The sequence below is a fragment of the Klenkia soli genome, from assembly GCF_900103975.1.
Taxonomy (GTDB): domain Bacteria; phylum Actinomycetota; class Actinomycetes; order Mycobacteriales; family Geodermatophilaceae; genus Klenkia; species Klenkia soli.
In genome coordinates, this window is the sequence record NZ_FNIR01000014.1 from 1 (window position 1) to 22559 (window position 22559).

At 72.6% G+C, this 22559-nt stretch carries 25 protein-coding genes; 17 read left to right on the forward strand and 8 right to left on the reverse strand.

All coding sequences use genetic code 11. The annotated features are described in order from the left end of the window. The coding region (locus BLS67_RS19475; RefSeq protein ID WP_131801795.1) for an integrase core domain-containing protein at positions 1–324 on the forward strand (324 nt) is incomplete at its 5' end. Here the strand turns inward: BLS67_RS19475 and trpD are convergent. Beyond that, the gene (gene trpD / locus BLS67_RS19480) at positions 321–1364 is read right to left on the reverse strand and encodes an anthranilate phosphoribosyltransferase (protein WP_091248641.1); all 1044 of its coding nucleotides are present in this window, start codon (positions 1362–1364) and stop codon (positions 321–323) included. The two genes, BLS67_RS19475 and trpD, sit on opposite strands and share 4 nt — an antisense overlap. Positions 1365–1371: 7 nt before the next feature. Beyond that, a complete protein-coding gene (locus BLS67_RS19485; protein WP_091248645.1) occupies positions 1372–1806 on the reverse strand; it encodes a hypothetical protein in 435 nt (144 codons plus the stop codon). A 269-nt stretch (positions 1807–2075) separates the two neighbouring features. On the opposite strand from BLS67_RS19485, the gene ctaE reads away from it, so the two are divergent. The 4 genes from ctaE to qcrB are packed head-to-tail and all read left to right on the forward strand — an operon-like array spanning position 2076 to position 6349. Beyond that, positions 2076–2675: an aa3-type cytochrome oxidase subunit III gene (ctaE, locus tag BLS67_RS19490; RefSeq protein ID WP_341350150.1), complete on the forward strand. Its 600-nt coding sequence runs from the start codon at positions 2076–2078 to the stop codon at positions 2673–2675. 7 nt (positions 2676–2682) lie between these two features. Beyond that, positions 2683–3570 carry a cytochrome bc1 complex diheme cytochrome c subunit gene (qcrC, locus tag BLS67_RS19495; RefSeq protein ID WP_207500750.1) on the forward strand — a complete coding sequence of 296 codons (888 nt, stop codon included), beginning with the start codon at positions 2683–2685 and terminating at the stop codon, positions 3568–3570. Further along, positions 3567–4673 (forward strand): cytochrome bc1 complex Rieske iron-sulfur subunit, encoded by a 1107-nt coding sequence (gene qcrA, locus BLS67_RS19500; protein WP_207500751.1) that lies wholly within the window; start codon positions 3567–3569, stop codon positions 4671–4673. Before qcrC ends, qcrA begins: the two co-directional genes overlap by 4 nt. Beyond that, positions 4673–6349, forward strand: coding sequence for a cytochrome bc1 complex cytochrome b subunit (qcrB, locus tag BLS67_RS19505; RefSeq protein WP_091248651.1), 1677 nt, complete (start codon positions 4673–4675; stop codon positions 6347–6349). Before qcrA ends, qcrB begins: the two co-directional genes overlap by 1 nt. 546 nt (positions 6350–6895) lie before the next feature. On the opposite strand, the gene BLS67_RS19510 is transcribed toward qcrB, so the two are convergent. Both BLS67_RS19510 and ctaC read right to left on the reverse strand, forming a co-directional pair. Continuing rightward, complete coding sequence (locus tag BLS67_RS19510; protein WP_091248654.1) at positions 6896–7297, reverse strand: cytochrome c oxidase subunit 4; 402 nt, start codon at positions 7295–7297, stop codon at positions 6896–6898. Positions 7298–7336: 39 nt separating this feature from the next. Continuing rightward, positions 7337–8218, reverse strand: coding sequence for an aa3-type cytochrome oxidase subunit II (gene ctaC, locus BLS67_RS19515; RefSeq protein WP_091248656.1), 882 nt, complete (start codon positions 8216–8218; stop codon positions 7337–7339). 268 nt (positions 8219–8486) lie between these two features. Between ctaC and BLS67_RS19520 the strand changes: the two genes are divergently transcribed. Genes BLS67_RS19520 through asnB form a run of 3 tightly spaced genes read left to right on the forward strand, consistent with a single transcriptional unit; the run spans position 8487 to position 11181 of the window. Beyond that, complete coding sequence (locus BLS67_RS19520; protein ID WP_091248659.1) at positions 8487–8846, forward strand: metalloprotease; 360 nt, start codon at positions 8487–8489, stop codon at positions 8844–8846. Next, positions 8836–9201 carry a DUF3817 domain-containing protein gene (locus BLS67_RS19525; RefSeq protein ID WP_091248662.1) on the forward strand — a complete coding sequence of 122 codons (366 nt, stop codon included), beginning with the start codon at positions 8836–8838 and terminating at the stop codon, positions 9199–9201. The genes BLS67_RS19520 and BLS67_RS19525 overlap by 11 nt, the downstream gene beginning before the upstream one ends. 45 nt (positions 9202–9246) lie before the next feature. Beyond that, on the forward strand, positions 9247–11181 hold the full coding sequence (gene asnB, locus BLS67_RS19530; protein ID WP_091248666.1) for an asparagine synthase (glutamine-hydrolyzing): 1935 nt from the start codon (positions 9247–9249) through the stop codon (positions 11179–11181). A 55-nt stretch (positions 11182–11236) separates the two neighbouring features. Here the strand turns inward: asnB and BLS67_RS19535 are convergent, their stop codons facing one another. After that, positions 11237–11599 carry a HesB/IscA family protein gene (locus tag BLS67_RS19535; protein WP_091248670.1) on the reverse strand — a complete coding sequence of 121 codons (363 nt, stop codon included), beginning with the start codon at positions 11597–11599 and terminating at the stop codon, positions 11237–11239. A gap of 167 nt (positions 11600–11766) precedes the next feature. On the opposite strand from BLS67_RS19535, the gene BLS67_RS19540 reads away from it, so the two are divergent. Beyond that, a complete protein-coding gene (locus tag BLS67_RS19540; protein WP_091248673.1) occupies positions 11767–12363 on the forward strand; it encodes a DUF3043 domain-containing protein in 597 nt (198 codons plus the stop codon). 11 nt (positions 12364–12374) lie between these two features. After that, entirely contained in the window at positions 12375–13358 is a 984-nt protein-coding gene (locus BLS67_RS19545; protein ID WP_091249036.1) for an aldo/keto reductase family protein, read from the forward strand. Between the two features lie 3 nt (positions 13359–13361). Here BLS67_RS19545 and BLS67_RS19550 read toward each other — a convergent pair whose 3' ends face one another. Then, complete coding sequence (locus BLS67_RS19550) at positions 13362–13589, reverse strand: hypothetical protein (RefSeq protein WP_091249040.1); 228 nt, start codon at positions 13587–13589, stop codon at positions 13362–13364. Between the two features lie 116 nt (positions 13590–13705). Here BLS67_RS19550 and BLS67_RS19555 point away from each other — a divergent pair, with 116 nt between their 5' ends. From BLS67_RS19555 to BLS67_RS19570, 4 genes are all read left to right on the forward strand, one after another. Beyond that, the gene (locus BLS67_RS19555) at positions 13706–14122 is read left to right on the forward strand and encodes a phage holin family protein (protein WP_091248678.1); all 417 of its coding nucleotides are present in this window, start codon (positions 13706–13708) and stop codon (positions 14120–14122) included. Beyond that, entirely contained in the window at positions 14119–14418 is a 300-nt protein-coding gene (locus BLS67_RS19560; RefSeq protein WP_091248681.1) for a DUF3618 domain-containing protein, read from the forward strand. The genes BLS67_RS19555 and BLS67_RS19560 overlap by 4 nt, the downstream gene beginning before the upstream one ends. Continuing rightward, entirely contained in the window at positions 14415–14687 is a 273-nt protein-coding gene (locus BLS67_RS19565) for a DUF4235 domain-containing protein (RefSeq protein ID WP_091248685.1), read from the forward strand. The genes BLS67_RS19560 and BLS67_RS19565 overlap by 4 nt, the downstream gene beginning before the upstream one ends. A gap of 88 nt (positions 14688–14775) precedes the next feature. Beyond that, the gene (locus tag BLS67_RS19570; RefSeq protein ID WP_091248688.1) at positions 14776–15912 is read left to right on the forward strand and encodes a YihY/virulence factor BrkB family protein; all 1137 of its coding nucleotides are present in this window, start codon (positions 14776–14778) and stop codon (positions 15910–15912) included. On the opposite strand, the gene gcvT is transcribed toward BLS67_RS19570, so the two are convergent. Continuing rightward, positions 15913–17025, reverse strand: a complete 1113-nt coding sequence (gcvT, locus tag BLS67_RS19575) for a glycine cleavage system aminomethyltransferase GcvT (protein ID WP_091248692.1) — start codon at positions 17023–17025, stop codon at positions 15913–15915. It lies immediately after the preceding gene. Positions 17026–17061: 36 nt separating this feature from the next. Between gcvT and BLS67_RS19580 the strand changes: the two genes are divergently transcribed. After that, a complete protein-coding gene (locus tag BLS67_RS19580; protein WP_091248695.1) occupies positions 17062–18573 on the forward strand; it encodes a leucyl aminopeptidase in 1512 nt (503 codons plus the stop codon). A 7-nt stretch (positions 18574–18580) separates the two neighbouring features. Here BLS67_RS19580 and BLS67_RS19585 read toward each other — a convergent pair whose 3' ends face one another. Then, positions 18581–18937, reverse strand: a complete 357-nt coding sequence (locus tag BLS67_RS19585) for an oxidoreductase (protein WP_091248698.1) — start codon at positions 18935–18937, stop codon at positions 18581–18583. A gap of 211 nt (positions 18938–19148) precedes the next feature. Here BLS67_RS19585 and lpdA point away from each other — a divergent pair, with 211 nt between their 5' ends. Both lpdA and sucB read left to right on the forward strand, forming a co-directional pair. After that, positions 19149–20528, forward strand: a complete 1380-nt coding sequence (lpdA, locus tag BLS67_RS19590) for a dihydrolipoyl dehydrogenase (protein ID WP_091248702.1) — start codon at positions 19149–19151, stop codon at positions 20526–20528. A 45-nt stretch (positions 20529–20573) separates the two neighbouring features. Next, positions 20574–22457, forward strand: coding sequence for a 2-oxoglutarate dehydrogenase, E2 component, dihydrolipoamide succinyltransferase (gene sucB / locus BLS67_RS19595; RefSeq protein ID WP_091248706.1), 1884 nt, complete (start codon positions 20574–20576; stop codon positions 22455–22457). Positions 22458–22559: the final 102 nt, after the last annotated feature.

Sequence of the window (22559 nt, forward strand, 5' to 3'; positions counted from 1 at the left end):
GCCCGCGGGGTCACCGTCCAACGGGTGCTGTCCGACAACGGGTCTGCCTACCGGTCCTTCGCCTGGCGCGACGCCTGCGCCGGCCTCGGGATCGTGCACAAGCGCACCCGCCCCTACCGGCCACAGACCAACGGCAAGATCGAACGGTTCCACCGCACCATGGCAGAGGGCTGGGCCTACGCCCGCTTCTACGACTCCGAACAACAACGCCGCGACGCCCTGCCAGGATGGCTGCACTTCTACAACCACCACCGGCCCCACAGCGCCACCGGAGCCCTACCGCCGATCACCCGGCTGGACAACCTGCCTGGACATCACAACTAGCGGGCCGACCGGCTGACCTCTGCCCAGCGGGCCAGGAGGGCCTGCGCCCGACCGTCGTCCACCGCCGCCGCGGCGCGCTCCAGGCCGGCCGCGAGCCGGTCGTGCAGCCGGCCCCCGTGCTCGTCGAACGCCACCAGCGCGGCCGCCGCGTTGAGCAGCACGGCGTCCCGCACGGGGCCGCGCTCGCCCGCCACCAGCCGCCGGACGACGTCGGCGTTGGCCGCGGCGTCCCCGCCGCGCAGCGCACCGGGCGCCGACACCGGCAGCCCCAGCGCCGTCGGGTCCACCCGGTCGGCGACGACCTCCCCGTCGCGCACCACCCACACCGCCGACGTCGTCGACGTCGTGAGCTCGTCCAGCCCGTCGTCCCCCCGGAACACCAGCGCCCGGGAGCCGCGCCCGGCGAGCACCTCGGCCAGCACCGGCGCCATCCGGGCGTCGGCGCAGCCGATGGCCGACGCAGCGGGCCGGGCCGGGTTGCTCAGCGGACCGAGGAAGTTGAAGACCGTGCCGATGCCCATCTCGCGGCGCGGAGCCGCCACGTGCCGCATGCCCGGGTGGAAGACCGGGGCGAAGAAGAACCCGATGCCGGCCTCGGCCACGCAGCGCGCCACCCCCGCGGCCGGCAGGTCGATGACCACGCCCAGCGCCTCGAGGACGTCGGCCGACCCGGAGGACGACGACGCCGCCCGGCTGCCGTGCTTGGCCACCGGCACACCGGCCGCGGCCGTCACCACGGCGGCCATCGTCGAGATGTTCACCGTGTCGGCACCGTCGCTCCCGGTGCCCACGATGTCGACGCACTCCATCGGCAGCGTCACCGGGGTCGCCTTCTCCACCATGGTGGCCGCCATGCCGGCCACCTCCGCCGGCGCCTCGCCCTTGGCCCGCAGGGCCACCGCGAAACCGGCCACCTGCGCCGGGGTCGCGGCACCGGCCATGATCTCGCGCATGGCCCACGCGGTCTCGGCGGCGGAGAGGTCCTGCCGGGCGATCAGCCGGCGGAGCAGACCGGGCCAGGTCGGGACGGCCTGCGTCATCGTGCGGTCACCCGTGCACGGCCGGCCGGCCGGCGTGGGTGCGCAGCAGGTCGGCGACGACCTCGGGAGCCACCAACGGGTCGACCGGGTGGGCCAGCGTGGCCTCGGCCATCGACCAGTGCGCCAACCACCGGTCGGCCTGCCGGGCGATGAGCACCAGCACGGGCGGGCAGTCCGTGATCTCGTGCTTGAGCTGGCGGCCGATGCCCATGCCTCCGGTCGGCTGCGCCTCGCCGTCGAGGATGCAGAGGTCGACCCCGCCTCCGTCGACGGCGGCCACGACCTCGGCGCCGGTGGCGCACTCCAGGTACCGGACCGGGCCGACGTCGGCCGCGGGGTGCGTGCCGACGGCGGTGCGGACGGCGTCCCGGACCTCGGCCCGGTGGCTGAAGACCACCACTGATCGGGGTCCTGTTCCGGCCGGTGCGGCAGCGCTGCTCACGGGGTCGACCCTAGTGCCCGCCACCCCCCGGTGGGCGCCCGCTCCGTCGGCCACCCAGATCACGGACAGGTCACGCCGGGCCCCGGACGCGACCCGCCGCGCCACCCCGGACCGGGCCCGGGCGGCCGCTGCCCAGGGTGATCGCCACGTCGCACGGGGCATCCGGCGCCACCGGACGCACAGCCGGCTCCCGGCTTCGCCACGCCGTTGCACCCGCACTCGTCGGTCGGCTGCGCCGATGCCATGATGGCGCTGTGACAACGGCCCCCGTGGCGAGCAGCACCTTCGACACTTCGCGGGTGCACTCCCTGACCCGACCGAACATGGTCAGCGTCGGCACGATCATCTGGCTCGCCAGCGAGCTGATGTTCTTCGCCGGTCTGTTCGCCATGTACTTCACCGCGCGCGCCCGCGCGGGCGACCCGTGGCCTCCGCCGCCCACCGAGCTCGACCTGCCCTACGCGGTCTTCTTCACCACCGTGCTGGTCGCCTCGTCCATCACCTGCCAGCTCGGCGTCTTCGCCGCCGAGCAGGGCAACGTGTACGGGCTGCGCCGCTGGTTCACGATCACGTTCGTGATGGGCCTGGTGTTCGTCCTGGGCCAGGCCAACGAGTACCGCGTGCTGGTCACCGAGCACGCGACCACGATCTCGTCGTCCACCTACGGGTCGGTCTTCTTCCTCACGACCGGGTTCCACGGCCTGCACGTCATCGGTGGCCTCATCGCCTTCGTGTTCGTGCTCATGCGGTCCACGATGGGCCGCTTCACGCCAGCGCAGGCGACCTCGGCGATCGTGGTCTCCTACTACTGGCACTTCGTCGACGTCGTGTGGATCGGGCTCTTCGCCACGATCTACCTGATCCGCTAGGGAACCGGTGTCCACCACGAACCCCACCTCCGACGCCCCGAACGCCGAGGGCCGCACCACCGGGCTCCGCGCGCGGTTCGGCCGCCGTGCGACCGGTGCGCCGGCCAGCGCCGCCCGGCTCCGTCGCCGCTCCAAGCAGCGCCGTCGCCTCGCCAACGTCGCCGGCCTCATGGCCGCCCTGGTGCTCACCGGTGTCGGCTACTCGGCCCTGGCGCCGGCCAACGCGGCCGACGACGCCGTCGCCGGCCAGTCCTCGGCCGAGGCCGCGGGCCAGGCGCTCTACGAGCGCAGCTGCATCAGCTGCCACGGGTCGAACCTGCAGGGCGTCTCCGACCGCGGCCCCTCGCTGATCGGCGTCGGCGAGGCCTCGGTCTACTTCCAGGTGCACACCGGCCGCATGCCGCTGGTCCGCCAGGAGGCCGACGCCGCCCGCAAGCCCCCGGTCTTCGACGACGCCCAGATCGAGCAGCTGATGGCCTACATCCAGGCCAACGGCGGTGGCCCGACCCTCCCCTCGGGCGACCTGCGCGACGGCGACCTGGCCGAGGGCGGTGAGCTGTTCCGGCTCAACTGCGCGAGCTGCCACAACTTCGTCGGCGAGGGCGGCGCGCTGTCCTCCGGCAAGGCCGCACCGAGCCTGGCCGACGCGAACGACCTCGAGATCTACGCCGCGATGCTCTCCGGCCCCGAGAACATGCCGGTCTTCGGGGACAACCAGCTCACCCCGGAGCAGAAGCGCTCGATCATCGACTACGTGCAGACCCTCAAGGAGCAGGCCGACCCCGGCGGCGCCGGCATCGGCCGCGCCGGCCCGGTCTCCGAGGGCCTGGTCATCTGGGTCGTCGGCATCGGCGCCCTGCTGTTCGGCATCTTCTGGATGGGGACGAAGGCGTGAGCACCCACGACCGGCCCGGGTCCGACCCGAGCGACGAGCCGGGCATGCAGTACGGCGGCCCGGACGACGACTTCTCGCCCGAGCGCCTGGCGGGCATGCAGCGCGAGGACCTCAACCGCCTCGGCGCCCGCTACGACGGCGTCGAGGTCCTGCACGTCGACCCGCCGCCGCCGCCGGGCTCCGGCCTGGAGAAGCAGGCCGAGCGCCAGGTGGCCATGGCCTTCGGGCTCGCCGGCCTGTTCGCCCTGGCCTTCGCGGTCGTCTACTTCGGCTCCAACTGGTTCCTGCCCGACTGGCAGTGGGCCTCCGAGGACAACGGCTGGAGCGCGCTCTACACCCCGCTCCTGGGTCTCACCATGGGCGGCGCGCTGATCTTCATCGGCGTCGGCCTGGTGCTGTTCGTCAAGAAGCTGCTGCCCCACGAGACCGCCGTGCAGGACAAGCACGACGGCTCCCAGTTCGACCGGGCCACCACCGCGGCCACCCTCATGGGCGGGCTGGACAAGACCGGCTTCCCGCGGCGCAAGATGATCGGCCGCAGCCTCGGCTTCGCCGGCGGCGCCCTGGGCCTGATGCTCATCGCCCCGCTGGGCGGTCTGATCAAGAACCCGAACAAGGGCAACCCGCTGGGCACCACCGAGTGGGCCGAAGGCGTTCGTCTCGTCCGCGACGACGGCACCCCGATCCGCCCCGGTGACCAGGAGCCGGGCTCGCTCGAGACGGTCTTCCCGGCCGTCGAGGGCGGCAACCGCGCCGCCGACGCCGCCACGATGCTGATCCGGCTCCGCCCCGAGCAGATGGCCGCGCTCGAGCCCCGCGAGGGCCAGGCCGACTTCGGCTACGGCGACTACGTCGCCTACTCCAAGATCTGCACGCACGCCGGGTGCCCGGTGTCGCTGTACGAGCAGGAGACCAGCCGCATCCTCTGCCCCTGCCACCAGTCGCAGTTCGACGTCATCCAGGGCGCCAAGCCCGTGTTCGGCCCGGCCACGCGCTCCCTGCCGGAACTGCCGATTACGCTGGATGACGAGGGGTACTTCGTCGCGCGCAGCGACTACATTGAGGCTGTTGGCCCCACCTACTGGAACCGAGAGCGGATCTGATGGCTACTGCGGTCGCGCCGGGACAGCCGGCTACGAAGATCGGCAAGGCAGCAACCGAGATCGACGAGCGTCTCATCGTCGCCGGTCCGCTCCGCCGCACGCTCAACAAGGTGTTCCCCGACCACTGGTCGTTCCTGCTCGGTGAGATCGCGCTCTACTCGTTCATCATCCTGCTGCTGTCGGGTACCTACCTGACCTTCTTCTTCGACGCGTCGATGGCCGAGGTGCCCTACCAGGGCTCCTACGCCCCGCTGCGCGGCGTCGAGATGTCGCAGGCCTACGAGTCCACGCTGTCGCTGAGCTTCGACGTCCGCGGTGGTCTGTTCATCCGGCAGATCCACCACTGGGCCGCCCTGCTGTTCGTCGCCTCGATCGTGGTGCACCTGCTGCGCATCTTCTTCACCGGCGCGTTCCGCAAGCCCCGCGAGACCAACTGGGGCATCGGCGTCGTGCTGCTGGTGCTGGCGCTGCTCATGGGCGTCACCGGCTACTCGATGCCCGACGACCTGCTCTCGGGCACCGGCCTGCGGATCATCTCGGCGATCCTGCTGTCGATCCCGGTGATCGGGACGTGGGCGCACTGGGCGGTCTTCGACGGCGACTACGTCGGCGACGCGATCATCGGGCGCTTCTACATCGTCCACGTGCTGATCCTGCCGGCGATCATCCTGGCGCTGATCGCGGTCCACCTGCTCCTGCTGATCAAGCAGAAGCACACCCAGTTCCCCGGGCCCGGCCGCACCGAGCACAACGTGGTCGGCAACCGGCTCTTCCCGGCCTTCGCCGGCAAGGCGACCGCGCTGTTCTTCATCGTCTTCGGCCTCTGCGCCGCCCTCGGTGGTCTGGTGCAGATCAACCCCATCTGGCTGTGGGGGCCCTACAACCCGGCCCAGGTGTCGGCGGGGTCCCAGCCCGACTGGTACATCGGCTTCCTGGACGGCTCCACGCGTCTGATGCCCGCCTGGGACATCAACCTGCCCGGTGACTACACGATCCCGGCGCTCTTCTGGCCGACGGTCGTGGTGGCCGGTGCGATGTTCACCGTGCTGGCGCTCTACCCCCAGCTCGAGCGCAAGCTCACCGGCGACACCGCGTCGCACCACCTGCTGCAGCGGCCGCGCGACGTCCCGGTGCGCACCTCGGTGGGCGCCATGGCCCTGGCGTTCTACTGCGTGCTGTGGATGTCGGGCGGCAACGACCTCATCGCCGACAAGTTCGACATCAGCCTCAACGCGATGACCTGGGTCGGCCGCATCGGCATGGTCATCATCCCGCCGATCGCCTACATGATCAGCTACCGCATCTGCCTGGGCCTGCAGAAGCACGACCGCGAGGTCCTGGAGCACGGCATCGAGACCGGCGTGATCCGTCGTCTGCCGAGCGGTGAGTTCATCGAGGTGCACCAGCCGCTGGGCCCGGTCGACGAGCACGGCCACGGTCAGCTGACCTACGCCGGCGCTCCGGTGCCGAAGAAGATGAACCAGGTCGGGGGCGCCCGCCGTGCGGTCAAGGGCTTCTTCAAGCCGATCGAGCAGCCCGCCCAGGTCGAGCTCGAGGCGCAGCAGGAGCGCCGCGGTCTGGCAGCCGCCGAGTCCGACGAGCACGTCACCTCGGGCCGGCCGTCCGAGGGTGGTCGTCCCTCCGAGGGCGGACGCCCGCAGGACCCGCGCGACTGATCCACCGCACCACCGCACAGCGGGCCCCCTCCCCCACCGGGAGGGGGCCCGCTGTCGTCCGGGGCCACGGCGTCCTCCTGAGGGCCTTGCCGTGCGGTCCGGATGACCGGGTCGTCCGGACCGAGGCCCACACCGCCGGGACGCACGGTGGCCGCGACGGGCGTACGGCCACCGCGCGCCCACGGCGGCGGACCCTGTGCTCGGTCCGGGTCGCCCTCCCCCGCGCGCCGGGTGTCCACCGGTCCGCGCGGGCATCGGCGACCGGCAGCGCGCGCCCTCAGCGGTTTCCCGGGTGCCCCCGGTGGCCGTGCACCGGGTACCGCACGTGGGTGCCGGTACCGGCGAGATCCCCAGGATGCGGGGCGCGACGGGGACGGCGACGTCCTCCTGCACGGGAGTCCGTCCCCCTCCACCAGATCTGACCCAGGGGGATGGAGTTCCGCGCACCCCCCTGATCCACGCTGCCCCCATGAGTGCTCATGGGAGTGCCCAGGACGACGGAGGGCCCCCCACGCGGTACGTGGGGGGCCCTCCGAGTCGTGCAGGTCAGCTGTGCGCGTTCTGCCCGGTGTAGTACTCGAACAGCAGGCCACCGATGGTGATCAGCAGCGCGGCGCCGGCCATGAGGATCAACCACACGTGGAAGAAGGCCAGCGCCAGACCCATCATCGCGGCCGACAGCGCCAGGCCGAAGGGCCAGTAGCTCCCCGGCGAGAAGAAGCCCAGCTCGCCCGCGCCGTCGGCGATCTCGGCGTCCTTGAGGTCCTCGGGGCGCGAGTCGATGCGCCGGGCCACGAACCAGAAGAAGCCACCGATCAGGCCCAGCAGCCCGGCCGAGAGCGCCAGCGCCGTGGTGCCGATCGGCTCGCGCGACCAGAAGCCGTAGACGACCGCCGCGACGACCGCGAACAGCGCGATCAGGTTGAAGATGAGCGCTTCGACCTTCACGGTCGGTCCTCCCGCTGCTGGATGGGGGTGGGGGTCACGTCAGTTCCCGGCGGCGTCGAGCCGCTGGGACTCGGTGAGCTGGTCGAAGGGCTGCGTGGTGGTCGCGGTGCCGTCCTGGCCGATGCTCTCGAGCGCGTCGTGCGTGGACTGGCCGGCCTCACGGGCGGCGAGGTACTCGTCGTACTGCTCGCCGGTGACCGCACGGACCTCGAAGTTCATGTTGGCGTGGTAGGTGCCGCACAGCTCGGCGCAGCGGCCCACGAAGGCGCCCTGCTCGCGGACGGTCACCTCGAAGACGTTGTCGCGGCCGTTCTCGTTGCCCGGGATGACGTCGAGCTTGAAGAGGAACTCGGGCACCCAGAACGAGTGGATGACGTCGGCCGAGGCGACCTCGAAGCGGATGGTCTGGTCGACCGGGACAACCAGGATCGGGATCTCGGTGCTGGACCCGGTCGTGCTCACCGGGGTACCGCCGTTGGACTCGGTGGTCTCCGGGTAGACGAACTGCCAGTTCCACTTGAAGGCGTTGACGGCGATGGTCACGTCGGGGTTGTCGCTGCGCTCCTGGACCTTGTTCTGCACGACGACCGTGTAGAAGAACAGGACGGCGATCATCACGAACGGGACGATCGTGTAGACGATCTCCAGCGGCAGGTTGTAGGCCGTCTGCTTGGGCAGCTCGTCGCCGCGCTTGCGGTGCCGCACCATCGACCAGAAGATCAGCGCCCACACCGCGATGCCGACGATCAGGGCGGCGATGACCGAACCGGTCCACAGGTGGCGCATCTGCTCGGCCTGGTCGGTGACGCCCTCGGGCCACCCGAACCGCCAGAACTCGTTGTTCAGATCGCACCCGCCGAGGGTGAGAACGGCCAGGACGCCGAGCGCGGCGACCCGCGCGAGCTTGCTCCGTCGAGCCACTGCCCGCTGCCTCCTTGTTCCTCCGCGCGGCGGGTGCTGCGCGGTACGGCTCCGTGTTGGTGGAGCGGTGGCCCTCTCGGTCTCCCGACAGGTCCTGCCCACCCCGACCACAGTCACGGCGAGCGTAGCCGACCGCACCCGGGCGGCGACCCCTGGCCGGGAGGCCCGCCGCCGGGGTGTCGTGGACCCCGGGCCGGCCCGTGCGACCGGGCTGTGACCTACCTCGTGGGCGCCGGGACCGGCAGGTGCGACGGCTACAGTCGAGGGCGTGCTCCCCCGGTTGTTGACCCCGCGCTGGGTGCTGCTGCACCTGCTGGTGGCCGCCCTGTTCGTGGCGACGTTCTTCCTGGGCTACTGGCAGCTGACCAAGGCCGAGAACGGCGGCGGCGCGGTCAACTGGAGCTATGCCCTGCAGTGGCCGCTCTACGGGTTCATGGGGCTCTTCTTCTACGCGAAGATGGTCAAGGTCGAGCTCAACCGCGACCCGGACGAGGACGAGCCCGGCCAGGACGTCGTCCTGTACCAGCGCCCCCGCATCGACACCACCGGCGACCCCGAGCTGGCCGCCTACAACCGCTACCTGGCCGAGCTCAACGAGAAGGCACTGCGAGGACGAGATGGCAGCTGAGCCCACCACCGCCCCCCGCCCGGGCGGGAAGACCTGGGAGCAGCGCAAGATCCCGGCCGCCCTGCTGCGCTACCGGGTCATGGCCTACGTCGTCGGCGTCCTGCTCGCCGTGCTGGTGCTCGTCGCGATGCCGCTGAAGTACTTCGGCGACCAGCCCCGGCCGGTCGAGATCATCGGCACGCTGCACGGCTTCCTCTACGCGATCTTCCTGCTCACCGCGTTCGACCTCGCGCTGCGCGCCCGGTGGACGGCCAAGGGCATCCTCGGCGTCCTGCTCGCCGGCACCATCCCGTTCCTGTCCTTCGTGGCCGAGCGGATCGTGACACGCAGGACCCGCGCCGGCGAACGCGTCTGATCCCGGGCCCCGCGCCCACCCCCGACCCCCGGAGACCTGACCCCGATGTGCGGCCTGCTCGCGTACCTGTCCACCGATGCCGAGCGGGTCGACGAGGCCCGCGTCGACGGCGTCCGGCACGCCCTGCACTGCCTGCACCACCGCGGGCCCGACGACACCGCCGTGTGGTCCGACGCGCACACGGTGCTCGGCTTCAACCGGCTGTCGATCATCGACGTCGACGGCAGCCCGCAGCCGCTGCCCTGGGCCGGCGGCCGCTACCGGATCCTGTTCAACGGCGAGATCTACAACTACCTGGAGCTGCGCGAGGAGCTGCGCGGGCTGGGCGCGGAGTTCGCCACCGAGGGCGACACCGAGGCCATCGTCGCCGGCTTCCACCACTGGGGTCCCGACGTCGTCCACCGGCTGCGCGGCATGTTCGCCTTCGTCATCTGGGACACCGAGACCGGGACGGCGTTCGGCGCCCGCGACGCGTTCGGCATCAAGCCGCTGTTCACCGCTCGGCTCTCCGACGGCGGACTGGTGCTCTCCAGCGAGAAGAAGGCGCTGCTGGAGCTGCTCGGCGGGTCGGCGGGCGCCGGCGGCGTCGACCCCACGGCGCTGCAGCAGTACCTCACCCTGCAGTACGTCCCCGAGCCGGCGACCCTGCACCGGGGCATCTCCAGGATCGAGAGCGGCACGCGGTTCACCGTCGTCGGCGGCGAGCTGTCCACCGAGCGCTGGTTCCACCCGGAGTTCCGGGCGACGCCGGTGGCGGCCGGTCGCGAGCAGGAGCTGTACGACCGGATCGCCGCGGCCCTGGACGAGTCGGTCGCCAAGCACATGCGGGCCGACGTCACCGTCGGGTCGTTCCTGTCCAGCGGCATCGACTCCACGGCCATCGCCGCCCTCGCCCACCGGTACAACCCCGACCTGATGACCTTCACGGTCGGCTTCGAGCGCGAGTCCACCTCCGAGGTCGACATCGCCGCCCGGTCCGCCGCCGAGCTGGGCGTCGCGCACGTGCCGGTGGTCATCACCGCCGAGCAGTTCGCCGCCGCCATCCCCGAGGTGGTCTGGTACCTGGACGACCCGGTCGCAGACCCCGCCCTCGTGCCGCTGTACTTCGTGGCCCGCGAGGCCCGCAAGCACGTGAAGGTCGTGCTGTCCGGCGAGGGCGCCGACGAGCTGTTCGGCGGCTACACGATCTACCGCGAACCGCTCAGCCTGGCGTGGGCGCAGCGGGTGCCGTCGGTGGGCAAGAAGGTGATGGCGGCCCTGTCGGGCCGGCTGCCCGACGGTCTGCGGGGCAAGGACCTCCTGCGCCGGGCCTCCATCCCGCTGGAGGAGCGGTACTACGGGAACGCCCGCAACTTCTCCGGCGCGGAGCTGGGCGCGCTGCTGCGCGGCCACGACGCCGACGTCTCCCACGTGCAGGTCACCGAGGACCTCTACCGGCAGACCCGCGCGGCCGGGTACGACGACGTCACCGCCATGCAGTACGTCGACCTGTTCACCTGGCTGCGCGGCGACATCCTGGTCAAGGCCGACAAGATGACCATGGCCAACTCCCTCGAGCTGCGCGTGCCCTTCCTCGACGCCGAGGTCTTCGACCTGGCCCGCACCATCCCGCTGGACCAGCGCGTCCCCCGTGGATCCGACGCGACGAAGTACGCCCTGCGCCGGGCCATGGAGCAGATCGTGCCGCCGGCGATCCTGCACCGCCGCAAGCTGGGCTTCCCGGTGCCCACCGCCGAGTTCCTCGCCGGTCCGCTGCACGAGTGGGCGCACCAGGTCATCGCCGGGAGCCAGACCGACGAGTGGCTGGACCGGGCGAAGGTCGCCCAGCTGCTCACGTCCCTGCGCTCCGCCGACGTGCCGAGCAAGCGGGTCGCCCGACAGCTGTGGGAGGTGCTGGTGTTCATGGTCTGGCACGGCATCTTCGTCGAGGAGCGCATCGTGGTCGACGTCCCCGAGACCGTCTACCCCGTCAAGCTGTAGGGACGACGAGAGCCCGGCACCCCGTGGGGGTGCCGGGCTCTCGTGGTGCGTCAGGTCAGGAGAACGAGTCCCCGCAGGCGCAGGAGCTGCCGGCGTTGGGGTTGTCGATCGTGAAGCCCTGCTTCTCGATGGTGTCCACGAAGTCGATCGTCGCGCCGCCGAGGTACGGCGAGCTCATGCGGTCGACGATGACCTCGACGCCGCCGAACTCGTGGGTCTGGTCGCCGTCGAGAAAGCGCTCGTCGAAGAAGAGCTGGTAGCGCAGACCGGAGCAACCACCGGGCTGCACGGCGATGCGCAGCCGCAGGTCGTCGCGGCCCTCCTGGTCCAGCAGAGCCTTGACCTTGGCCGCAGCCGGGTCGCTCAGGAGGACGCCGGTCGCGGCGTCGGGGGTGGTCGCAGTGTCCTGCACGGTCATGTTCTGTCCTCCCACATCGAGGGTCGGGGTGCATCGTCTCGCCGTCCCGACCAACACCGCCGTGGCGGGGCTGCTTCCCACTGTACGGCGCGAACCCGCGTGCCCGGGTGTTGCGCAGGTCTCGCCGGCCCCGGGAGCACCCCTGCGGGCCACGTAGACTCCTCGCCGTGAAGCTCCGCCTGCCCGGCCGCCGCCCTGCCGAGACCAAGCCGGACCCGGCTGCCGACCTCACGGCCCAGCTGACCGCGGCCGGCAAGGGGCGGCCGACGCCCAAGCGCAGCGAGGCGCAGGGCCGCCGCCCGGGCCCCCCGCCTCCCCCGCCCACCACGCGGAAGGAGGCCTACAAGCGCATGCGCGAGCAGCAGGCCGCCGGCCGCGGCAGCGCCCGCGAGGCCGCGGCCCGCGGTGACGACAGCGCGCTGCCCGCCCGCGACCGCGGTCCCGAGAAGCGGCTGGTCCGCGATGTCGTCGACGCCCGCCGCAACGCCGGAAGCCTCTTCCTCGTCGTCGCCGCCCTGGTGCTGGTCGGCTACTTCATCCCCAACACCGCGGTGCAGAGCTACACCGTGTTCCTGTGGTTCGCCTTCTTCCTGGTCATCATCGGCGACTCGATCGTGCTGGGGCGCAAGATCAAGAAGGTGGTGGCCGAGCGGTACCCGAACGCCCGCACGCGCGGTCTGGTCTGGTACGGCATCAGCCGGGCCACGATGATCCGCCGCTGGCGGTTCCCCAAGCCCCAGGTGGAGCTCGGCGCCACCGTCTAGCGTCGGTGCACGTGCAGACACGTCGACTGGGCCGTTCCGGCCTCAACATCACCGAGCTCGCCTACGGCAACTGGCTGACCCACGGCAGCCAGGTCGAGGAGGACGCCGCGCACGCCTGCGTGCACGCCGCCCTCGACGCCGGCATCACCACCTTCGACACCGCGGACGTGTACGCCGCCACCAAGGCCGAGTCCGTGCTCGGCCGTGCCCTGGCCGGGCAGCGGCGGGAGTCCCTGGAGATCGCCACCAAGGTCTACTGGCCGACCGGCCCCGGCGCCAACGACCGCGGCCTGGGCCGCAAGCACGTCGTCGAGAGCTGCCACGCCTCGTTGCAGCGGCTGCAGACCGACTACGTCGACCTCTACCAGGCGCACCGGTACGACCCGAGCGTGCCGCTCGAGGAGACCATGACGGCCTTCGCCGACCTGGTCCGGGCGGGCAAGGTGCTCTACGTCGGCGTCAGCGAGTGGCGGGCCGAGGAGATCGCCGCGGGTGCCGCGCTGGCCCGCGACCTGGGCATCCAGCTGATCAGCAACCAGCCCCAGTACTCGATGCTGTGGCGGGTCATCGAGGCCGAGGTCGTCCCGACCTCCGAGGCCGAGGGCGTCTCGCAGATCGTCTGGTCGCCGCTGGCCCAGGGCGTCCTCACCGGCAAGTACCTCCCCGGCCAGGCCCCGCCCGCCGACAGCCGCGGGGGTGACCCGCAGGCCGGGGGCTCGATGAAGGGCTACCTGACCGACGAGATCCTCACCCGCGTGCAGCAGCTGCGGCCGATCGCCGACGACCTGGGGCTGTCCATGGCCCAGCTCGCCCTCGCCTGGGTGCTGCAGAACGGCAACGTCGCGGCCGCGATCATCGGCGCGACCCGCCCCGAGCAGGTGCACGACAACGTGGCCGCGGCCGGCGTCGAGCTGTCGGCCGAGGTGCTGGCCCGCATCGACGAGGCACTCGGCGACGTCGTCGAGCGCGACCCCGGCAAGACCAGCCGGGGCTGACCCTCAGGACGCCGCGAGCCCCATCGGGCCGTACACCACGGTGTCCCCGCGCAGCAGGGTGGCACTGGCCACGCCGCGCTCGAGCAGGTCGCGCCAGTGCTCCCCCAACCACGACTCGGCCTCGGCCTGGGCGTCCTCGACCGGGACGGCCACGCCGAGGTCGGTGGGGGCCACCTCGGCCCCCGTCGGGTCGTGCAGCCGCCAGGTCCAGCCGTTCGCGGGCGTGGTCATGCCCTCACGGTAGTGCGCCACGCCGAGCGGGCCACGGCGGTTCGACGTGCCTGCGGACGGGCACAGGAGCAGGGATCCGCTCCCACCCCCGAACCGTCACGAGCACTGGAGGTCCGATGAGCCACCCCACCGGGTCCCGCCCCGATCCGTCCTCCGCCTCCACCGGCCAGCTCATCGGCGAGCTGCCCGAGCTGGTCACCCGCCTGGTCCGCGACGAGGTGCGCCTGGCCCAGGCCGAGGTCAAGGGCAAGGCCAAGAAGCTCGGCATCGGTGCCGGTCTGTTCGGCGGCGCCGGCCTCGTCGCGCTGCTCGGCCTCAACGCCCTCATCACCGCCGGCATCCTCGGGCTGGCCAACGTGCTGCCCGGGTACCTCGCGGGGATCGTCGTCGGCGTGGCCCTCTTCCTGGTGGCCGGCGTGCTCGCCCTGCTGGGCAAGAAGGACATCGCCGACGCCAAGCCGCCGCTGCCCACCGACACCCTCGAGAGCATCAAGGCCGACGTGGCGACCGTGAAGGAGAGTGCGGCGCGATGAGCGAGTCCACCACCCGCCCCGAGGGGGCGCACGGCCCGGGCGCCCCCGACGTGTCCGGCCCCACCGAGCCCGACGCGATCAGGGCCGACATCGAGGCCACCCGCGACCAGCTGGCCGCCACCGTCGACGAGCTCAGCCACCGCCTGGACGTCGGCTCCCGCGCCAAGGAGTCGGCCGCCCAGGCCAAGGACACCGCGGTCGAGACCTACCGCGAGAACCCGCCCGTGGTGATCGCCGCCGGTGTAGCCCTGGTCGCCGGCATCGTGGCCCTCGTCGTCTGGCGGACCCGCCGATGAGCGGAGGCGCCACGCTGGCCTACCGCCCGGTCGGGCTCGTCGCCGGGGTCGCGGCCGGCGCGATCTCCGGACGGCTGTTCACGGTCGTCTGGAAGCGGATCGCCGGCGAGGACGACGCCCCCGGTGCCCTGCAGAGCGAGTACAAGACCTCGCACGTGCTGCTGGCCGCAGCCATCCAGGGCGCGATCTTCGCCGTCGTGAAGGCCGGGGTCGACCGGTTCGGCGCCCAGGCCTTCACCAAGCTGACCGGTTCCTGGCCCGGCGACTGACGAAGGACCCCAACGCCCCCCACCACTCGCAAGCTCGCGGCGGGCCCCTGCGACGGGGCCGTTCCACACCCTCACCTAGGAGAGACCGATGGCCGAGATCAAGCGGCCTGACAGCGCCGTCGACCGGATCCGCGAGCGCGTGCAGGAGAAGGCGGCTCGACGGGCCGCGGCCCGGGAAGCGGCCGAGCGCGCGGAGGACGGCGGTCCACGCCGCAGCGCGACCTCTCCACCTCAGGTGAAGGGTGAGGGTGACCGGTTGCCGGGCGTGGACGCGGACAGCCCCACGGAGATCCCGGCCCGCGGGTGGGTGCAGATCCTCAAGCGCGCGTGGGCCGAGAACAAGGCCGACAACATGCCGATCATCGGCGGCGGTGTGGCCTTCTTCGGCTTCCTGGCGATCTTCCCCACGCTGATCGCGGCGATCTCCCTCTACGGGCTCGTGGCCTCCCCCGCCACGGTGCAGGACCAGGTGGACGGTCTGCGGGGGACGGTGCCCCGCGAGGTCCTCGACATCATCCAGACGCAGCTCACCTCGGTGGCCGGGGCCGGCACCGGGGCGCTGTCGGTGAGCCTGGTGATCTCGATCCTGGCCGCGCTGTTCTCGGCGTCGGGCGGGGTCAACAACCTGATCACCGCGGTCAACCTGGCCTACGACGAGGTCGAGACGCGCGGCGCGATCAAGCTGCGCCTCCTGGCCCTGGGGCTGACCTTCGGCGCCATCGTCTTCGTGCTGCTGACGCTGACCCTGGTCGCGGTCACCCCGGTCGTGCTCGACGCGCTGCCGCTGGGCATCGTCGGCACGATCTTGGCCCAGGTGGTTCGGTGGGTGCTGCTGCTCGGGCTGATGGCCGGCGCCCTGTCCGTCCTCTACCGCCTCGCCCCTGATCGCGACGCGCCCAAGTTCCGCTGGGTGTCCCTCGGTTCGGGGGTCGTCACCGTCGCGTGGGTCGTCGTGTCGGTCGCGTTCAGCTTCTACGTCAGCAACTTCGGTTCCTACGGGGCCACCTACGGAGCCATCGCCGGTGTGGTCGTGCTGATGCTGTGGCTGCAGCTGACCTGCTTCCTGGTGCTGCTCGGAGCCGAGATCAACGCCGAGGCCGAGCACCAGACCGCGCACGACACGACCGAGGGCGCCGCTGTGCCGATGGGCGACCGGCGGGCCACGGTGGCCGACGAGCTGCCCGACCCCGCCGTCCCCGGCAAGGCGGAGAAGACCAGCGCCTGATCAGCGCACATGGGAGGGCACGAAGGGGGGCTTGACCACCTCGACCGTCGAGGTCCGACCCCGGACGTCGACGGCCAGCTCCAGCCCCGGTGCGGGCCGGGCCGCGGTGTCCAGCAGCGCCAGGGCGATCCCGGCGCGCAGGGTCGGGGAGAACGTGCCGCTGGTGACCTCGCCGACCCGCTCGCCGGCGGCGTCCAGCACGGCCATCCCCGGCCGTGGGATGCCCCGGCCCGGTGCCCGCAGGCCCCACAGCTGCCGCACCGGGCCCGCGGCCCGCTCGGCCAGCAGGGCGTCCCGGCCCCAGAACTCGGGCTTGGACCAGCCGACCGCCCACCCGGCACGGGCCTGGACCGGGGTGATGTCCACGGACAGCTCGTGGCCGTGCAGCGGGTAGCCCATCTCGGTGCGCAGGGTGTCCCGGGCGCCCAGGCCGCACGGCCGGATCTGCTCGGTCTCCCCGGCCGCGAGGAGGGAGTCCCAGAGCTCGCCGGCCCGGTCGGCCGCGACGAGCAGCTCGTAGCCGTGCTCGCCGGTGTAGCCGGTGCGGCACACGGTGACGTCGCCGCCGCCCTGGGTGGCCGCGAACGCCATGTAGTCCAGCGCCCCGGGCAGGCCCACGGCAGCCAGCACCTCGGCGGCACGCGGCCCCTGCAGGGCGAGCACGGCGACCTCGGTGTGGCGGTCGGTCACCGTGACCCCTGCGGGTGCCGCCGCGGCCAGCCGGGCCAGCACCTCGGCGGCGTTCGCGGCGTTGGGCACCAGCAGGACGTCGTCCTCGGCGTGCAGGTAGACGATCAGGTCGTCGACCACACCGCCCGCGAACTCGTCGCCGTCGGGGCGGCAGCACAGGGTGTACTGCGCCTGACCCGGGCCGATCCGTCCCAGGTCGTTGGTGAGGCACCGGTCGACGAGGGCCGCGGCACCGGGGCCGCGGACGGTGCCGGTGCCCAGGTGCGAGACGTCGAACAGGCCGACCCCCTGGCGCACCGCCGTGTGCTCGGCGATGACCCCGCCACCGGCGTACTCGAGCGGCATCGACCACCCGCCGAAGTCGGCCATCTTGGCGCCGGCCGCGAGGTGGCGCTCGTGCAGGGGCGAGGTGAGGGCGGTCACCCGGCGACCGTAGCGGGCCCCTCGTAGGGTGGGTCGGTGCCGCCGACGATCTCCGCCACCGACCGCCCGCTCGAGAAGCTCACCGCCGACGCCGTCGTCGTGGGGGTGGGGAAGGGGCCCGACGGGCCGCTGACCACACCCGGGGCCGAAGCCGTGGACCGGCTGCTGGGCGGCCGCCTGATGGCGGCGCTGGCCGACCTCGGCGCCCGGGGCGGTGAGGACGAGGTGACCCGGTTGGCCACCTTCGGCCAGGGTCCGTTCCCGGTCGTGGCCGTCGCCGGCCTGGGTGCCCCGCGTCCCGACGGCAGCTACCCCGGCGAGGCGGTGCGCCGGGCCGCCGGCGCGGCCAGCCGCGCGCTGGTCGGCCGGGCCTCGGTCGTCTCACTGCTGGCCGCCGTGGGTGGCGCTCCCGACGACGACCGGCTGCACGCCGTCGGCGAGGGCGCGCTGCTGGGTGCCTACGAGTTCACCGCCTACAAGTCCGACCTCCCCGCCGCCCGGCCCGCGCCGCCGCGATCGGTCGAGCTCGTCGTGCCCGACGCCGGCGCCGCGAAGGCCGCCCTGGCCAGGGTGCGGGCGGTCGCCGACGCCGTCGCCCTCACCCGCGACCTGGTCAACACCCCGCCCAACGACCTGTACCCGGCCGAGCTGGCCGCCCGCGGCGCGGCCGCCGGCAAGAAGGCCGGGCTGTCGGTCGAGGTGCTCGACGAGGAGCAGCTGGCCGCCGGCGGGTACGGCGGCATCCTGGCCGTCGGTGGTGGCTCGACCCGCGGCCCCCGCCTGCTGCGGCTGACCTACCGCGGTCGCCGGGCCCGCCGCTCGGTGGCCCTGGTGGGCAAGGGCATCACCTTCGACAGCGGTGGCCTGTCCATCAAGCCCGCCCTGCACATGGAGGACATGAAGAGCGACATGGCCGGGGCCGCCGCCGTGATCGCGACCATCTGCCTCGTGGCCGACCTCGGTCTGGCCGTCGACGTCACCGCCACCGTCCCGATCGCCGAGAACCTGCCCTCGGGCAGCGCGTACCGGCCGGCCGACGTCGTCACCTTCCGCAACGGCAAGAAGGCGGAGATCACCAACACCGACGCCGAGGGCCGCATCGTGCTCGCCGACGCGATCGCCCGGGCGGCCGAGGACTCCCCCGACTACCTGCTCGAGACCTCGACCCTCACCGGCGCGCAGACCGTCGCCCTGGGCGGCCGCACCGCCGGCGTCATGGGCAGCGACGACCTCCGCGACGCCGTCGTCGCCGCCAGCACCCGGTCCGGCGAGCCGATGTGGGCCATGCCGCTGCCGTCCGAGCTGCGCCGCGGGCTGGAGTCGGCCACCGCCGACTTCGTCAACGCCAACCCCGACCGGCTGGGCGGCATGCTCGTCGCCGGGCACTTCCTCGCCGAGTTCGTGCCCGAGGGCCTGCCCTGGGCGCACATCGACGTCGCCGGCCCGGCCTACAACACCGGCGCGCCGTGGGGCTACACGACCAAGGGCGGCACCGGGGTCCCGGTCCGCACCCTGCTGGCCACCATCGAGGCGCTGGTCGAGAGCTGACCCGACCTCAGCCCAGCTTGTCCTTCTGCCGGGCGGACCACTCGCGCATGCGCTGCGGGTAGCCGGTGACCTGGGCGTCGTACACCGGGATGCCCAGGTCACGGGACAGCTTGCGGGCGACGTCGGGCCCGTCGATGCGCCGGCGGGTCCACTCGCCGTCGGCGGCCACCAGCAGGATCGTGGTCTCGGTGACGGCGGTGCGCGGTTCCACGTAGCCCTCCACGCCGCGACGGCTGGCGACGAACTGCTCGATGTGCCCCAGGTCGGCCTTGCCCGAGGCACGGTCCAGCGTGGCCCGCTGCCCCCCGCGGGCGCCCTGCCCGCTGCTCGGGCGAGCACCCCGCAGCTTGTCGAACAGCCCCATCACCGACTCCTCCCCGCCCACCGCGCGGGGGACGGCGTCCGGGCGCGGGGGTGCCGACGACGGCACCCAGCGGGCCAACGGAGCAGGTCGGGTGCGCGTTCCCGACAGGTGGCAGGATGGGCGCCAGCACAGCACAGCACTCCCCCGCACCGGGTCGCGGTGAGCACGACCTGCTCCCGCCGACCGAGCCGTCCCGCACCGAGGAGAACCCGTGAGCGCACCCGCCCAGACCGCCGACCTCGTCATCCTGGGAGGTGGCTCGGGCGGCTACGCCGCGGCGCTCCGCGGGGCCGAGCTCGGGCTGTCGGTGGTGCTGATCGAGAAGGACAAGGTCGGCGGCACCTGCCTGCACCGCGGCTGCATCCCCACCAAGGCGCTGCTGCACGCCGCCGAGGTCGCCGACTCCGCCCGCGAGGGCGAGCAGTTCGGCGTCAAGACCTCGCTGGCCGGCATCGACATGGCCGGGGTCAACGACTACAAGGGCGGGGTCACCGCCAAGCTCTACAAGGGCCTGCAGGGCCTGATCAAGAGCCGCAAGATCACCTACGTCGAGGGCGAGGGCAAGCTCGTCTCCCCGACCGCCGTCGCGGTGGGCGACACCACCTACGAGGGCAAGCACGTGCTGCTGGCCACCGGCTCCTACGCCCGCAGCCTGCCGGGCATCGAGCTCAACGGCTCCACGATCATCACCAGCGACCAGGCCCTCGAGCTCGAGCGCGTCCCCAGCTCGGTGATCATCCTGGGCGGCGGTGTCATCGGCTGCGAGTTCGCCAGCGTCTGGAAGTCCTTCGGTGCCGACGTCACCATCATCGAGGGCCTGCCGCACCTGGTGCCGCTGGAGGACGAGTCCTCCTCCAAGCTCCTGGAGCGCGCCTACCGCCGCCGCAAGATCGAGTTCTCGCTCGGCAGCCGGGTCTCGAAGGTCTCCACCACCGAGAACGGCGTCTCCGTCGAGCTGGAGAACGGCAAGTCCTTCGAGGCCGAGATCGTGCTGGTCGCGGTCGGCCGTGGCCCCGTCAGCCAGGGCCTGGGCTACGAGGAGGCCGGGCTGACCATGGAGCGCGGCTTCGTGATGGTCGACGAGTACATGCAGACCAACGTGCCCACGATCTCCGCCGTCGGCGACCTGGTGCCCACCCTGCAGCTGGCCCACGTCGGGTTCGGCGAGGGCATCCTGGTGGCCGAGCGGCTGGCCGGCCTGCCGGTCGTGCCGATCGACTACGCCGGTGTCCCGCGGGTCACCTACTCCGAGCCCGAGGTCGCCTCGGTCGGGCTCACCGAGGCCCAGGCCAAGGAGCGCTTCGGCGAGGTCGAGGTCGTCAACTACGACCTCGGCGGCAACGGCAAGAGCCAGATCCTGAAGACGTCGGGCGCGGTCAAGCTCGTGCGCGCCAAGGACGGCCCCGTCGTCGGCGTCCACATGGTCGGCAGCCGGGTCGGCGAGCTCGTCGCCGAGGCCCAGCTCATCTACAACTGGGAGGCCCTGCCCGACGAGGTCGCCTCCCTCGTGCACCCGCACCCCACGCAGAGCGAGTCCCTGGGCGAGGCGCACATGGCCCTCGCCGGCAAGCCGCTGCACTCGCACAGCTGATCCCGCACCACCCCCCCACCCCTGACCTGAGGAGAACTGCACTCGATGCCGACGTCCGTCACCATGCCCGCCCTGGGCGAGAGCGTCACCGAGGGCACCGTCACCCGCTGGCTCAAGCAGGAGGGTGACACCGTCGAGGTCGACGAGCCCCTCCTGGAGGTCTCCACCGACAAGGTCGACACCGAGATCCCCTCGCCCGCCGCCGGTGTGCTGACCAAGATCGTCGTCGCCGAGGACGAGACCGTCGACGTCGGCGCCGAGCTGGCGATCATCGGCGGCGAGGGTGAGGGCGGGGGCTCGTCCGCCCCGGCCGAGGAGCCGGCCGCCGCCGAGGAGCCCGCGCCCGAGCCCGAGCAGCCGGAGGCTGCCGCCCCCGAGCCCGAGCAGCCGGAGGCTGCCGCCCCCGAGCCCGAGCCCGAGGCCGCCCCGGCGCCCTCCGCCGGTTCGGATGCCGGGTCCGGCGAGGGCACCCCGGTGACCATGCCGGCCCTGGGCGAGAGCGTCACCGAGGGCACCGTCACCCGCTGGCTCAAGGCCGAGGGCGACACCGTCGAGGTCGACGAGCCCCTCCTGGAGGTCTCCACCGACAAGGTCGACACCGAGATCCCCTCGCCCGCCGCCGGCACCCTGACCACGATCCTGGTCGCCGAGGACGAGACCGTCGACGTCGGCGCCCAGCTGGCGATCATCGGCGGCGGCTCGGGTGGCTCGGCCCCCGCGCAGCAGGCACCGGCGCAGCAGGCACCGGCCGAGCCGGCACCGGCGAAGCAGGAGCAGCCGGCCCAGGAGCAGCCCGCCCAGGAGCAGACCGGGCCCACCCCGACCGAGGCCGAGACCGACAACTCGACCCCGGGCGGCGACTACGGCTCCAGCGGCGCGCTGCCGGCCGGGTCCCCGACCTCGCAGCCGGCCCCGCAGGTCGCACCCCAGGCATCCGCACCCAAGGCCGCCCCGGCGGCGCCGACCGGCGACGGCGGCGGGGCCTACGTCACGCCGCTGGTCCGTCGGCTCGCCGCCGAGCACGAGGTCGACCTGTCCGCCCTGTCGGGCACCGGCGTCGGTGGCCGGATCCGCAAGCAGGACGTCCTCGCCGCCGCCGAGAAGCCGGCCGAGGCCCCTGCTGCTGCACCGGCCCCCGCGGCCACCCCGAACGCTGCACCGGCGGCCAAGGCGGCTCCCGCCGTCCCCGCGCCGGACACCAAGCTCCGCGGCCGCACCGAGAAGCTGTCCCGCCTGCGCTCGGTCATCGCCAAGCGCATGGTCGAGTCCCTGCAGGTCAGCGCGCAGCTGACCACCGTGGTCGAGGTCGACGTCACCCGCATCGCGCAGCTGCGCACCCAGGTGAAGAACGACTTCGCGGCCCGCGAGGGCGTCAAGCTCTCGTTCCTGCCGTTCTTCGCGAAGGCCGCCGTCGAGGCCCTCAAGGCCCACCCGACGGTGAACTCCTCGCTGGACATGGAGGCCGGCACGGTCACCTACCACGACGCCGAGAACCTGGGCGTCGCGGTGGACACCGAGCGCGGGCTGCTGGTCCCGGTGATCCAGGGCGCCGGTGACCTCAGCATCGCCGGCATCGCCCGCAAGATCGCCGACCTGGCCGAGCGGACCCGCACCAACAAGGTCACCCCGGACGAGCTGGGCGGCGGCACGTTCACGCTGACCAACACCGGCAGCCGCGGGGCCCTGTTCGACACCCCGATCATCAACCAGCCCCAGGTCGCCATCCTGGGCACCGGTTCGGTGGTCAAGCGGGCCGTCGTGGTGCAGGACGCCGAGCTCGGCGAGGTCGTCGCCGTGCGGTCGATGGTCTACCTGGCCCTGTCCTACGACCACCGCATCGTCGACGGCGCCGACGCCGCCCGCTTCCTCACCACGGTGAAGGAGCGGCTGGAGGCCGGCCAGTTCCACGGCGAGCTCGGCCTGAGCTGACCGCACGCAGCACCCACCACCTCGGGCCCCGGCGGACTCCGCCGGGGCCCGAGGTGTCGGCGGGCCCCGACCGGGGCAGCCACCTCGCACATCCCCGCACCC